The organism is Pseudoalteromonas sp. SWXJZ10B, assembly GCF_015864475.1.
GTDB classification, from domain to species: Bacteria; Pseudomonadota; Gammaproteobacteria; order Enterobacterales; family Alteromonadaceae; genus Pseudoalteromonas; species Pseudoalteromonas arctica.
Window position 1 is genome coordinate 23727 of sequence record NZ_JADYXD010000025.1, and the last position, 12336, is coordinate 36062.

General features: G+C 40.3%; 10 protein-coding genes. 7 read left to right on the forward strand and 3 right to left on the reverse strand.

Annotated elements, in window-relative coordinates:
• Positions 1 to 10: 10 nt before the first annotated feature.
• Positions 11 to 2053: a glycoside hydrolase family 97 protein gene (locus tag I6F54_RS17270; RefSeq protein WP_197119887.1), complete on the reverse strand. Its 2043-nt coding sequence runs from the start codon at positions 2051 to 2053 to the stop codon at positions 11 to 13.
• Positions 2054 to 2211: 158 nt separating this feature from the next.
• Here I6F54_RS17270 and I6F54_RS17275 point away from each other — a divergent pair, with 158 nt between their 5' ends.
• On the forward strand, positions 2212 to 2835 hold the full coding sequence (locus I6F54_RS17275) for a methylamine utilization protein (protein ID WP_197142452.1): 624 nt from the start codon (positions 2212 to 2214) through the stop codon (positions 2833 to 2835).
• Positions 2825 to 4057, forward strand: a complete 1233-nt coding sequence (locus tag I6F54_RS17280; protein WP_197142454.1) for a hypothetical protein — start codon at positions 2825 to 2827, stop codon at positions 4055 to 4057. The genes I6F54_RS17275 and I6F54_RS17280 overlap by 11 nt, the downstream gene beginning before the upstream one ends.
• A 221-nt stretch (positions 4058 to 4278) precedes the next feature.
• Here I6F54_RS17280 and speE read toward each other — a convergent pair whose 3' ends face one another.
• On the reverse strand, positions 4279 to 5142 hold the full coding sequence (speE, locus tag I6F54_RS17285; RefSeq protein ID WP_197142456.1) for a polyamine aminopropyltransferase: 864 nt from the start codon (positions 5140 to 5142) through the stop codon (positions 4279 to 4281).
• Positions 5143 to 5340: 198 nt separating this feature from the next.
• Here speE and speA point away from each other — a divergent pair, with 198 nt between their 5' ends.
• From speA to I6F54_RS17305, 4 genes are read left to right on the forward strand one after another with little or no spacing between them, the layout of a single operon-like run.
• A complete protein-coding gene (gene speA / locus I6F54_RS17290) occupies positions 5341 to 7221 on the forward strand; it encodes a biosynthetic arginine decarboxylase (RefSeq protein ID WP_007584591.1) in 1881 nt (626 codons plus the stop codon).
• Positions 7222 to 7281: 60 nt separating this feature from the next.
• Positions 7282 to 8160 carry an acyltransferase gene (locus I6F54_RS17295; RefSeq protein ID WP_024594279.1) on the forward strand — a complete coding sequence of 293 codons (879 nt, stop codon included), beginning with the start codon at positions 7282 to 7284 and terminating at the stop codon, positions 8158 to 8160.
• Between the two features lie 25 nt (positions 8161 to 8185).
• Positions 8186 to 9106: an acetyltransferase gene (locus I6F54_RS17300; protein WP_024591377.1), complete on the forward strand. Its 921-nt coding sequence runs from the start codon at positions 8186 to 8188 to the stop codon at positions 9104 to 9106.
• Positions 9103 to 10362: a mechanosensitive ion channel family protein gene (locus tag I6F54_RS17305; protein ID WP_024594278.1), complete on the forward strand. Its 1260-nt coding sequence runs from the start codon at positions 9103 to 9105 to the stop codon at positions 10360 to 10362. Before I6F54_RS17300 ends, I6F54_RS17305 begins: the two co-directional genes overlap by 4 nt.
• Here the strand turns inward: I6F54_RS17305 and chrA are convergent.
• On the reverse strand, positions 10319 to 11473 hold the full coding sequence (chrA, locus tag I6F54_RS17310) for a chromate efflux transporter (RefSeq protein ID WP_010554934.1): 1155 nt from the start codon (positions 11471 to 11473) through the stop codon (positions 10319 to 10321). The two genes, I6F54_RS17305 and chrA, sit on opposite strands and share 44 nt — an antisense overlap.
• A gap of 190 nt (positions 11474 to 11663) precedes the next feature.
• Here chrA and I6F54_RS17315 point away from each other — a divergent pair, with 190 nt between their 5' ends.
• Positions 11664 to 12296: an OmpA family protein gene (locus I6F54_RS17315; RefSeq protein ID WP_007584604.1), complete on the forward strand. Its 633-nt coding sequence runs from the start codon at positions 11664 to 11666 to the stop codon at positions 12294 to 12296.
• Positions 12297 to 12336 lie beyond the last annotated feature (40 nt).

Consider the following 12336-nt stretch of genomic DNA (forward strand, 5'->3'; position numbering starts at 1 on the left):
GCCCATTATATTAAAGTGCTTTAAAACGAATAGCTGTACCGCCACTAGTGGCTAATTTAAGCATTAGTTTATCGCTTGCAGTTACAACACGTTTTTCGATAGCTAGATCGTACGGATTGTTTTTCCACTCTGCGCTTTTACCATCTTTATAAATTTGTGCTTCAAACTTTTTGCCTTGCTCTAAAAAGTCGAGTTTTACCTCAACAGTTCTGGCTTTTTCGTCAGTAACAGCACCTAGGTACCAATCATTTCCTGAGTATTTAGTGCTTTTACGTTCTTTACGAGCGAATACAATAAAGTCGCCTACTTCACCATCAATAGCAATACTTTGCTGCCAATCTGTTGGTACGTCTTGAATGAATTGAAACGCATCGGGCTTAGCCAAATAGTTTTTAGGTAAGTCGGCAGCCATTTGAATTGGGCTATACAAAACAACATAAAGTGCGAGTTGTTTGGCGAGTGTGGTTTGTGGGCGGTTTGTATCGCCTCCTAAACCATTAAAGCTCATATCAAAAATACCTGGCGTAAAGTCCATTGGTCCTGCAAGCATGCGGGTAAAAGCAAGCATTGGTACATGCTCTGGTGGGTTAGGTGGTGAACCCCATGCATTATACTCTTGTCCGCGTGCGCCTTCGCGCGCAATCCAGTTTGGATAAGTACGGCGCAGGCCTGTATCTTTAATTGGCTCGTGAGTATTAATGCTAATTTTATGCTTAGCCGCAAGTTTTACGTTATAAAGGTATTCGTTAACCATAAACTGGCCGTCATGCCATTCGTGGCGAGCAATACCGTTTTTGTCTATACGTTTTATATTTCCGCCATCGGCTACATAACCTGTTTTTACTTGGCTTACGTTTGATTTTTCGTAAAGGGCAAAAGCATCTTCCATTTGGTCACGGTAGTTGCTTACATTGCCTGATGTTTCATGGTGGCCAATGAGCTGTACGCCTTTTTCTTTGCCGTATTGAGTCAGTGCTGCTATATCAAAGTCGTCGTACGGTTTGGTAAAGTTAAATACATCGCCATTAAAATACCAATCGCCATCCCAACCAATATTCCAGCCTTCAACGAGTACGCCATCAAAACCATACTGCGCTGCAAAATCCATATAGTATTTTGTGGTTTGCGTAGTGGCGCCGTGTTTTTTACCGCTACCCCAAGTTTGCGTGTTTATATGCATACCCCACCAAATACCCACGTATTTGCCAGGCTTAGCCCACGACACGTCACCGAGTTTATTAGGCTCGTTTAGGTTTAGTATTATATCTGAATTAACTAAGCCAACAGCGCTGTCGGCTATTTGAATGGTGCGCCATGGTGTTTTAAAAGCACCTTGTTTTTTAACTGCAACACCATCTGACCACGGTGTTAAATCGGCAGTGAACGTACCAGAGCGGCGTTGATTAAGCACCATGCCTGCGTAATCAACAAGTGCGGCTTCATGAATACTAATATGAGTACCGTCACTTGTTTTAAACGTAAATGGTGTGTGAGCTAGTGGAGCTTCGTTAAGTGGAGTAGTGTTGTAAACATATTCGTAGCGGTTCCAGCCACGAGCAGGTATCCACCATGCTGTTGCATCATGGCTATTGTTTATTGCAAATTCAGTCAACTCTTTGGTTATTTCTGTATGTTCGAACCCGGCTTGTTGTGGTACTTCGTATCGAAAACCTACACCACTATCAAATGCTTTAAATCGAATAGTGTAGGTACCTTTATTTGGCTCGTTTTTTGTAAAGGTAACGGCTACTTCGTTATATTCGTCAATAACGTTTTGGCGTTCGCCCCAAGGTTGTTGCCACTGCGAGTTAACGCTTTGTTGTTCAATGCTTTTAATTTTAAAGCCGTCGCTAAAAGCTGCTTGTGTTTTAAATTCAAACCCCAGTAAAGATTTGTTTATAACCGCTTTGTTTTTAAATTTTATAGCGTAGCTTGGCGTGTTGTTTTCGTCAGAGATGCTTACTGTTATTTGTGTGTCTGGCGATTTTAGCTCTACGGTTTGTCCGTAGCTATTACTAGCAAAGGCTAAAAGCACAAGTGCTGGTATTCTCATGGTATGTCCTTAGATGAGTCGGTGGTGACATCTAAGGATAATGACTGTTGATGATTAATACGACTGCTTACATACGTATTCAATGTTTTAAAAAATAGAAAGAATTTGGTGGCTTAATCGGTCTATAATGTAAACAAATTGATAATAGCGACAAGAAAATGATAAAAAGCTTACTTTATGTATTTTTACTAAGTGTTAGTACTGGAGTTTTTGCAGCAAATATTACAATTAAAAATGCTAATAATGACCCATTACCTAATGCTGTTGTATGGCTAACTGCAGGAGGCCCCTCTAGCGTTATTCCTCCAGAAGCACCTTATGCGATGACCCAGCAAAATCGAGAATTTAAGCCGCGTATTTTAGTTGTCCCACAAAATGCAAAGGTAGAGTTTCCGAATGCGGACTCAATCATGCATCATGTTTATTCATTTTCTAAAGCTAAAACATTTGAATTAAAGCTATATAAGGAGCATCCAAAAGCGCCCATTACTTTTGATCAAACGGGTGTTGTTGAGCTTGGCTGTAATATTCATGATTGGATGTTAGGTTATATTGTAGTGGTAGACAGTACTATTTTTGCTATTACTGATGAAAACGGGAATGTTGATTTAAATGCCAACGCAGGCGAATATACATTAAGTGTTTGGCATTCTGGGTTTAGTGATATTAGTAAGGTTGAATCTCAAATTGTTACTGTGGCTTCTAATCCTATAACTTATAAAGTAAAGCAGGAAATTGCGGAGCAAATTGATTTTGCTACGGATGAATTTGATGACTATTAATAGCTTAATGAAGCTGGCGTTTGTAGCCGGTGCTTTATGTTTTAGTAATGTGTTGTATGCACAAGTAAAAGGCTTAATACAGGTCAGAACAGTGCAAGGCGACGATACGCTTAGCTTTCAAGAAGGCGGTATTGGGCTTTATCGGCATGATACTAAAAGCGATGAACTTATTTTATCCCAAGGTATTTTAGACTTTAATATTGATTTAGCATCTAGTTGGTCGGCTCATGGAGTGTTAAATGCGAATCAAGATCCTGACGTTGGCCTTGGCTTTACGCAAGCCTATGTAAAGTATCAGCCACTTTCGAACAGTAACTATAAATGGCATGTGCGCGTAGGGGGATTTTATCCACTTATGTCGCTTGAAAACCCTGACATAGGTTGGACTTCTCCTTATAACTATACAAACTCAGCTATTAATAGCTGGATAGGTGAGGAAGTGCGTACCGTTGGTGCAGAAGTTACTATTAAGCGCCCAGCAAAACGTTTTAACAGCAGGCATAGCTTTAGCTTTGTAGGTGCGACATTTAAAGGCAACGACCCCGCAGGGACTTTACTTGCTTGGCGTGGTTTTGCTTTACACGATAGACAAACAACGCTTAACGAAAGCGTGCAATTTGCGCCTGTAGCGGCATTAAACGAATACGAATTACGCTGGCAAGCTAATCAGGTTTTACCGTTTGAAGAGGTAGACGGGCGCTTTGGCTATTACGCGGGTATACATTGGGATTATTTGAAAAAATCACAATTTAGAATTTACTACTATGATAACAACGGCGATCCAGCGGCGGTTAATTATAGTTCTGGGCAATATGCTTGGAATACTCGCTTTACGAGTGCCGCTTGGCTTTATAAATTTAATAGCAAAACACGTTTTATTGCTCAGGCACTTAATGGCAAAACCGAAATGGGCGCTAATTCTTTAATAGATAATGCGTTTTACAGTCATTATTTAATGCTAAGCCATAAAGAAGGTAAGCATCGAGTTTCAGTACGTTATGATTATTTTAAAGTGACAGATAACGACACCACTGCGTTTGATCCTAATGCCAGCAATGGGGAAGGTTTAACCGCAACATGGCGCTACCAGCTCACTAATAAACTACAAATCGGGGTTGAAGGTTCTGCACTTAAAAGTGTTGCAAAAAATAGAGAGCCGATTGGATTTAATGAACGAATCTCGCAGCAGCAAGTAATGCTAAATGCGCAGTGGCGTTTTTAAAAGTATAAAAAAGGGAGCATTTACATGCTCCCTTTTTAGTTTAATAAAATTGGTATAGATTATACCAACCTGCATAAATATTTGATCAATTTAACGAATTAAATTGCACTATAACGTCGTTAAAAATTTTTTATTTAGAACAACTAGATACAAAAATTTTTGCCTAGTTCTAGCGTAATTTTCTTAACGTTAAATAGACCCCATATATAAGCTGATTGGTATTATTTTTTATCGAATGCGCGTTTCATGTAGTTAGGTGTAGCGAGTGCACCATGATGAATACCGCTATTGTAGTATTCACTTTGCTCAGCTATTTGTGCTGCGCCGTCTTCTCTGAAACCGTTAAATGCCTCTGATTTACGTGCAAGTGTCACCGACCATAAACCGCTTGGGTAAATTGGTTGTGGGAATGGCAGTGTTTGTAAATCGTTAAAGCCTACGCTTAGCATTGCTTCGCGCATTTCAACTAGTAAAGGCATATGCATAAGTGGCGATTCACTTTGTTGCACTAAAATACCGCCTGGGCGCAGTGCATCTAAACAGCTTGTGTAAAACGCATGATTAAATAAACCTTCACCTGGGCCTACTGGGTCTGTGCCATCAACAATAACCACGTCGATAGATTCGCCAGCGGCTTCGCGCATGTATTTAATACCGTCGTCAAACATAACGGTTGCACGTAGATCGTCGTTAGACTCGCAAAGCTCTGGGAAGTATTTTAACGACATTTGCGTTACTACTTCGTCTATATCTATTTGCGTTACAGTTTCTACGCCTGGGTGTTTTAATACCTCGCGTAAAGTACCGCAGTCGCCGCCGCCAATAATAACGACGTTTTTAGGGTTTGGATGCGCTAAAAGTGCAGGGTGGCTGATCATCTCATGATAAAAGAAGTTTTCGCGGGTTGTTACCATGGTACACCCGTCGATGATCATTAAATTACCAAAGTCTGTGGTTTCAAACATTTCTACCTTTTGAAAAGGAGACTGCTTTTCATCTAACTTTTTATTAATACGTAATGAAAATGCGCTGCCATCACGGTCGCTAATTTCAGTAAACCACTTACTTTGATCTAAATTTGCCATAGTTACTATTACACTTTTTAAGTTGAGTATGAAAAAGGGGCAATTCTGCCAGTGCTTGGCGTTTTGCTCAATGACATTTTAACTGATTTAACGAATAAAGTTAGTTAGGAGTGAGTGAAAGTTCAATTTTTGTTAGCCTAGTGGATAGTGACGTATTAAAATGCGCCTTTATACCTAATTGACTAAAGAAGAGTTGCCATGACCTGGGGTTTAGAAACAGCACGCGCCACTTATAACGTTGCTCATTGGAGTGATGGTTATTTTGATATTAACGCACAAGGCGAACTGGTGGCTTACCCAGATGGCGACCAAACAAAACCGGCCATTTCTTTAACGCAATTAACAGAGCAGTTTAAGCAACAAGGTTTAACGTTGCCGGTTTTAGTACGCTTTACCGATATTTTAAAAAATCGTGTAGACACCCTTACTAACGCGTTTACGCAGGCGCGAGCAAATCGCGAATATAACGGAAAATACACCTGTGTTTACCCAATTAAAGTAAATCAACAACGTTCTGTAGTAAGTAAACTATTAGCGCATCCAAGCGGGCTTGTTGGCCTAGAAGCAGGCTCAAAGCCAGAACTTATGGCTATTTTGGGTGTAGCAAAAGAGCCAATCACAATAGTGTGTAACGGCTATAAAGACAGTGAGTTTTTACGCTTAGCGTGTATTGGTCAAGCAATGGGCCACAGCGTAAAAATTGTGGTAGAAAAGCTTTCAGAACTGACCACACTACTTGAAGAAATAGACAACCTAGGCATTGAACCGGCTATTGGTATTCGCATTCGCCTAAACTCAGTAGGCAAAGGCAAGTGGCAAAACACGGGCGGCGAAAAAGGCAAGTTTGGTTTAACAGCAGGCCAAGTACTAAGTGCTGTTGAAGTGCTTAAAAAGCATAATAAGCTGCACTTAATGCAAATGGTGCATTTTCATATTGGTTCTCAAATTGCCAATATTCGTGATATTCACCGTGCTTTGCGTGAATGTGCGCGTCACTTTGCTGAGCTTACACAATTAAACGTACCGTTAAATACCGTTGATGTGGGCGGCGGCTTAGGTGTTGATTACGAGGGCTCTGGCTCGCGTAGTGCATGTTCAATGAATTACACCGTAGAAGAGTACGCGCGTAACGTAGTGAATGCATTTGCAGAAGTGTGCGATCAGCATAACCTTACGCATCCTGCCATTATCACCGAATCGGGGCGTGCTTTAACTGCTCACCATGCGGTATTAATTACCGATGTAATTGACGTAGAAAAAGCGCCTAATCATTTAAATCCAGAGCCACCGCTTGAAAATAGCGCATTAGTGCTTGATGAAATGTGGCAGTGTTTACAGCGTTTAAACCCGCGTATGGCATTAGAAATTTATCACGACGCTATGCACTTATTTAGCGAAGCGCACGATCAGTACGTGCATGGCTTAGTAAGCATGCTAGAGTGGGCGAAAATAGAGCAGCTTTACTTTACTATTTTACATCGTGTACGTGCATCGCTTAGTAATAACGCGCGCGCGCATCGTGAAGTACTCGACGATTTAAATGAAAAGCTTGCTGATAAACTCTTTGTTAACTTTTCATTATTTCAGTCGTTGCCTGATGTATGGGGGATTCAGCAGTTGTTTCCTGTTATGCCAATCGAAAACTTAACTCAGCCACTGACTCAGCGCGCGATTATTCAAGATATTACCTGCGATTCTGACGGGCAAATTCGCGAATACGTTGAAGGCGCTGGTATCGAAACCAGCCTACCAATACCAGAATATAAGCATGGCGAGCAATACCACATTGCTATGTTTATGGTAGGCGCGTATCAAGAGATTTTAGGTGATTTACATAACCTATTTGGTGACACTGATTCGGTGCACGTAGAGCTTAACGACGACGGCTACGTGTTAACCAATGCTATAAAAGGTGATAGCGTTAAGGATGTATTAAAGTTTGTTGACTATGATAGCGCCATTTTAGCTGACAACTTTGCGTACCAAGTTAATAAACTTGATGTATCGACGCAGTGTAAAGAAGGTTATTTAGCTGAGCTTAATGCAGGCCTTGAAGGCTATACCTATTTTGAAGATTAATTTGTAAGCAACTGAAAGCGCAGTATTAGTGGCTGCGCAATGTTTAAAGGAATGGAAGTAATGTCAGTTATTCGCAGTGTATTTAGTATTATTTTTTACACAATAAACACACTTTTTTGGTTTGTGCCTATTTTTGTTTGTGGGCTTATAAAGCTTATCCCTATTAAGCCTCTACAAAAGCTTATGAGCTGGGCAGCTAAGCAATTTGCAACTATTTGGGTTACCTTTAATAGCTTAAATCAAGCGTTATTCACGCCAACTAAACTTAATGTAACTGGCCTTGAAGACCTTAAATTAAAAGATTGGTACCTAGTAATTGCAAATCACCAAAGCTGGGTCGATATTTTAGTATTACAGCGCGTGTTTAATCGTAAAATTCCATTTTTAAACTTCTTTTTGAAAAAAGAGCTTATTTACGTGCCTATTTTAGGTTTATGTTGGTGGGCGCTTGATTTTCCGTTTATGACTCGCACGAGTAAAAGCCAATTAAAAAAGAATCCAAAGCTGCGTGGCAAAGATTTAGAAACCACACGTAAAGCCTGCGAAAAATTTAAAGAGATGCCAGTAAGTGTGGTTAACTTTGTAGAAGGCACTCGTTTTACTACGCAAAAGCATGAGCGCCAAAATAGCCCGTTCCCACATTTATTAAAACCAAAAGCGGGCGGTATTGCTTTTGTAATGCAAGCAATGGGCGAGCAAATTACTAAAGTGGTTAACGTTACCATTCAGTACCCAGATGGTATTCCTACTTTTATGGATTTTGCTGGTGGTAAGGTAAAAAATATCAACGTACACGTGGAAGTAAGGCCGGTAAGCGAAGAGCTTATTGGTGACTACACCGGTGATTCTGAATTTAGAGTTCGCTTTCAAAGCGAGTTAAACCGCTTATGGGAAAACAAAGAGCAAACACTACAATCGCTCGAAAAAACCCATAAGTAAAAGGTAAAAATATGAGCTTACAGTTATGCTAAAAAAGTGGTTACCAAATTGGCTTAACGGCTTAATTGTAGGCTGCGTATTGTTTTCTAACATGATACTTTTTGGCTCGCTAGTATTTGTACTGGGCCTTATTAAGTTATTACTGCCTTTGCCTGTGGTTAACTCTATATTACACAGCGCTTACCGAGGTTGGTGTAACGGCAACCGTTTAGGGCTTTGGTTAGGTTGCCCTAACATTGTGGTTGATATAAGTGGCGACTTAAACTCAAAAAGTTGGTATTTACTTATTTGTAACCACGCGAGTTGGTTAGATATAACTGTACTTAGCTCATTACATGCATTGCCTGCCCCTAAGTTCTTTTTAAAAGACGGGTTAAAGTACATGCCTTTTATTGGCACTGGTGCGTGGGCTATGGGTATGCCGTTTATGAAACGGGTAAGCAAAGCGCAGCTTGCTAAAAATCCAAAGTTGAAAGGGTTGGATGTAGAGCGCACGAAGCGTAGCTGTCGTAATTTTCGTCATCATCCTACTACCATCATTAATTTTGTTGAAGGTACACGCTATACGCCAGCCAAACATAATCTGCAACAAAGTCCTTTTAAGCATTTATTAAAGCCCAAAGCGGGTGGCATTGCTTTTGCGCTTGAAGTATTAGCCGATCAATTTGATGCCATGCTTAATACAAGTTTAGTATACAGCGGTAAGACAGATCACGTTTGTCGTAACTTGCTAAAAGGTGAGCTAGATTCTATTTATGTTTCAATAGACGTAACGCCCATTAATGACAATATGCAGGGCAGCTATCAAAGCGATGACGTATTTAAAGTTAATTTTCAACATTATGTGAATGAGCTATGGGTTGCTAAAGATCAGCAGCTTGCCGACATTTATGCTCAACAAGATTTACCTGAACCACAAATCAGTAAGGAAATTGAAACACTATGACCAACACCCATCTTCAGGAATTAATTGCTCCTTGGTTTGAAAAAGTACCCGACGCGGATTTTCTTAGCTCAATTACCGCAGTCTCAATAGGAATATTCTCTTTATTAATTGTTTACTTATTTACTCGTAGATTAATGTTACCTGGCATTCAAAAAATAGTGACGAGGCTTTCTCCTGAGCGAATTGGGGCGCTTTCTCCTATGCTTAATAAGCTAAATAAACGTATTGCCGGAATGCTGTGCTGCGTATTGTTTTTAGCTACGTTTGATAGCGTATACCCAGTTAATGAAATTGCAGGAGAAATACTAAAAACGATAGGACAAGCTTTGCTTATTATTTATGCTGGTTTTATTTTTAGTAGTATTGTGAGCATTGCGGGTACTATTTATAACCAGTTAGAGTTTGCACGCGAAGTCCCTATTCAGGGCTTAATTCAGGTTGTTAAGCTAATAACCTTTATTGTGTGTGCAATTTTAATTGTGAGCATTTTTCTTGAGAAGTCACCTACTTATATTCTCTCTGGCTTTGGTGCTATTGCTGCCGTTACGTTATTAGTATTTAAAGACACTATTTTAGGCTTTGTAGCCAGTATTCAAATAGCAGCAAATCGCCTAGTAACCTATGGTGATTGGATTCAAGTAGAAAATTACGGCGCCGATGGCGAAGTAATTGATTTGGGTTTAAACACTGTAAAGGTACGTAACTGGGATAACACCATAACAACTATTCCAACTTATATGCTGGTAGCGGGTTCATTTAAAAACTGGCGCGGCATGCAAGAGTCGGGCGGTAGACGTATTAAACGTTCACTCAATATTGATATGCACAGTATTTGTTTAGTGGGTGATGAGTTTAGAAAACAAATTGATGCGGCTATTCCGCTGCACGACTATATTCGAGTGACGACATTACCTGCTCAGGTTTCTAATTTAGGGTTATTTCGTCGCTATGCTGAAGGCTATTTAAAACAGCACAGTAAAATTAATACGTCGCTTACGTTAATGGTACGAGAGCTACAACCACTAAACCATGGTTTACCTATTGAGTTTTATTGCTTTAGTGAAGACAAACGCTGGATTTCGTACGAGCATTTACAAGCCGAAATAATGGACCATTTACTTGCGGTATTACCCGTGTTTGGGCTTAGAGCGTATCAAAGTGTAAGTGGGCAATTAAGCCCACCTAACGAGCAACAAACAGATAAGCCAACATTTAGAGTGATGGCAAATAGTGCTGTAAAAGACCCACAGCAATAAATAAAGCTAAGAGCCACCAAATAGGTGGCTTTTTAAATCGCAGCCATGCAAATGTAATTATTACTAACGCAACTTGCCAAAGGTTATGCACCGCTGATGTCCAAATTGGCGAATACAGTGCAGCCGCTAAAAAACCTACTACCGCGGCATTAAGCGCCGCTATTGAGCTTGCAAAACGTGGCTTACTTGCCAAGTTAATCCAGCTCTTTTGGAATGCGAGTATAAGTAAAAAACCAGGCATAAATATAAGCAGTGTAGCTATAAGAGCACCCACTAAAGGTTGTTCTGTAGTAAGTTGTGCGCCTAAGTAAGTAGCAATAGTAAACATAGGCCCAGGCACTGCTTGTGCACTCGCGTAAGCACTTAAAAACTGATCATCACTCAATGCTGGTACGCCAGCTTGAAGTACCGGCAGTACTACGTGTCCGCCGCCGAACACCATTGCACCTGCCTGGTAAAAAGGGGCAAACAAAGCAAACTCATGTCCTAGTGGAATAAAGCTAACACCAAGTAAGAGCGCAAATAATCCCAGTGCAATCCAATTAATATTACTTTTTGTACTGCTAACATTTTCTGTGGCTGTACCCAGTTTTAATAAAGGCCATATAGCACCTATTGTTGCAGCGGTTATTAAAATAGCGATTTGAGTTCCCATCATTGGAAATAACACCAAAGCAAGTGTACTCATTACAGCAAGTAACTTAAGCGCAGCACTTGTACAAAAGCTTTTAGCCATACTAAGTGTTGCATCAGCAACTATAACAACGGCAAATAACTTTAAGCCTGCAATAATAGCAAAGTAAACAGCGTCAAACTGATGAGCACTAACCGCAAGTAGCACCATTATTAAAAACGAAGGCAGAGTAAAACCTACAAAAGCAGCTATACCACCCAGTACTCCAGCACGCTCAACACCAATAGCGAAACTAACTTGGCTAGAGCCTGGCCCAGGCAGTGCTTGGCTTAAACTAATAAGTTGTGCGTAACGCGTGTTAGTTAACCAATTTAACGAGTCTACAAAGTGGCGTTTAAAATAACCTAAATGCGCAGCAGGGCCGCCAAAGCTCATACACCCTAGTAAAAAAAACTGTCTAAAAATAGCAATTAACATTGCGCCAATATCCTTTGTAAAATTCATTAAATTGTCACAGCGTAGTATGACATTTTTATTAAAATGGCACATTAGTTTGAGGTCTGTTTAACAATCAAGCAAGATGCGTTGCTTTTAACACTCTCTTCATAGTTTGTTCATACCTATATTTGCATACTCTTGCTAAATTCTTAATGAATAGGGTATCACCATGACTTTAACTAAATCACTTTTAAGCGTAACCGTAGTAGCTGTATTACTTTCTGGTTGTGAAATGAATAACACAGGTAAAGGAGCCGCTATAGGCGCCGCAGCCGGAGGTGTATTAGGTAAGGCTACGGGTAATCATAAAGATAAACGTATTTTTATTGGTGCAGCTATTGGTGCACTGGCGGGCGCTGCTGTTGGCGACTACATGGATAAGCAAGAAGAAGCATTTCGTGATGAGTTAGCGGGTTCAGGTGTTGAAGTAGTGCGTGAAGGTGATAACTTACGTTTAGTAATGCCATCAAACATTACGTTTGCGACTGCTCAGTCTTATATTTCATCAGGCTTTAACGATACGTTAGATGCGATTGCTAAAGTAATGAACAAGTACGAAAAAACCTACCTTAGTGTGCAAGGGCATACTGACAGTACGGGTAAAGATAGCTTCAACATGAACCTATCGCGTGAACGCGCACAAAGTGTGAAAGACTACTTAGTGAACCAACAAATTATGGCTACACGTGTTAGCACTATGGGCTATGGCGAAACACGCCCAATTGCAACTAATGATAGTGCAAATGGCCGCGCTCAAAACCGTCGCGTAGAAATTCAGATAGTGCCAAATACCGAAGGTTAGGGTTCTTGAACCTTGCAAATTTAACCTTGAAAGGTCAACA

Bases quoted from the DNA above. Each gene is read 5' to 3' on its own strand.
- I6F54_RS17270 (WP_197119887.1), bottom strand. From the start codon at position 2,053: ATGAGAATACCAGCACTTGTGCTTTTAGCCTTTGCTAGTAATAGCTAC.
- I6F54_RS17275 (WP_197142452.1), top strand. From the start codon at position 2,212: ATGATAAAAAGCTTACTTTATGTATTTTTACTAAGTGTTAGTACTGGA.
- I6F54_RS17280 (WP_197142454.1), top strand. From the start codon at position 2,825: ATGACTATTAATAGCTTAATGAAGCTGGCGTTTGTAGCCGGTGCTTTA.
- speE (WP_197142456.1), bottom strand. From the start codon at position 5,142: ATGGCAAATTTAGATCAAAGTAAGTGGTTTACTGAAATTAGCGACCGT.
- speA (WP_007584591.1), top strand. From the start codon at position 5,341: ATGACCTGGGGTTTAGAAACAGCACGCGCCACTTATAACGTTGCTCAT.
- I6F54_RS17295 (WP_024594279.1), top strand. From the start codon at position 7,282: ATGTCAGTTATTCGCAGTGTATTTAGTATTATTTTTTACACAATAAAC.
- I6F54_RS17300 (WP_024591377.1), top strand. From the start codon at position 8,186: ATGCTAAAAAAGTGGTTACCAAATTGGCTTAACGGCTTAATTGTAGGC.
- I6F54_RS17305 (WP_024594278.1), top strand. From the start codon at position 9,103: ATGACCAACACCCATCTTCAGGAATTAATTGCTCCTTGGTTTGAAAAA.
- chrA (WP_010554934.1), bottom strand. From the start codon at position 11,473: ATGTTAATTGCTATTTTTAGACAGTTTTTTTTACTAGGGTGTATGAGC.
- I6F54_RS17315 (WP_007584604.1), top strand. From the start codon at position 11,664: ATGACTTTAACTAAATCACTTTTAAGCGTAACCGTAGTAGCTGTATTA.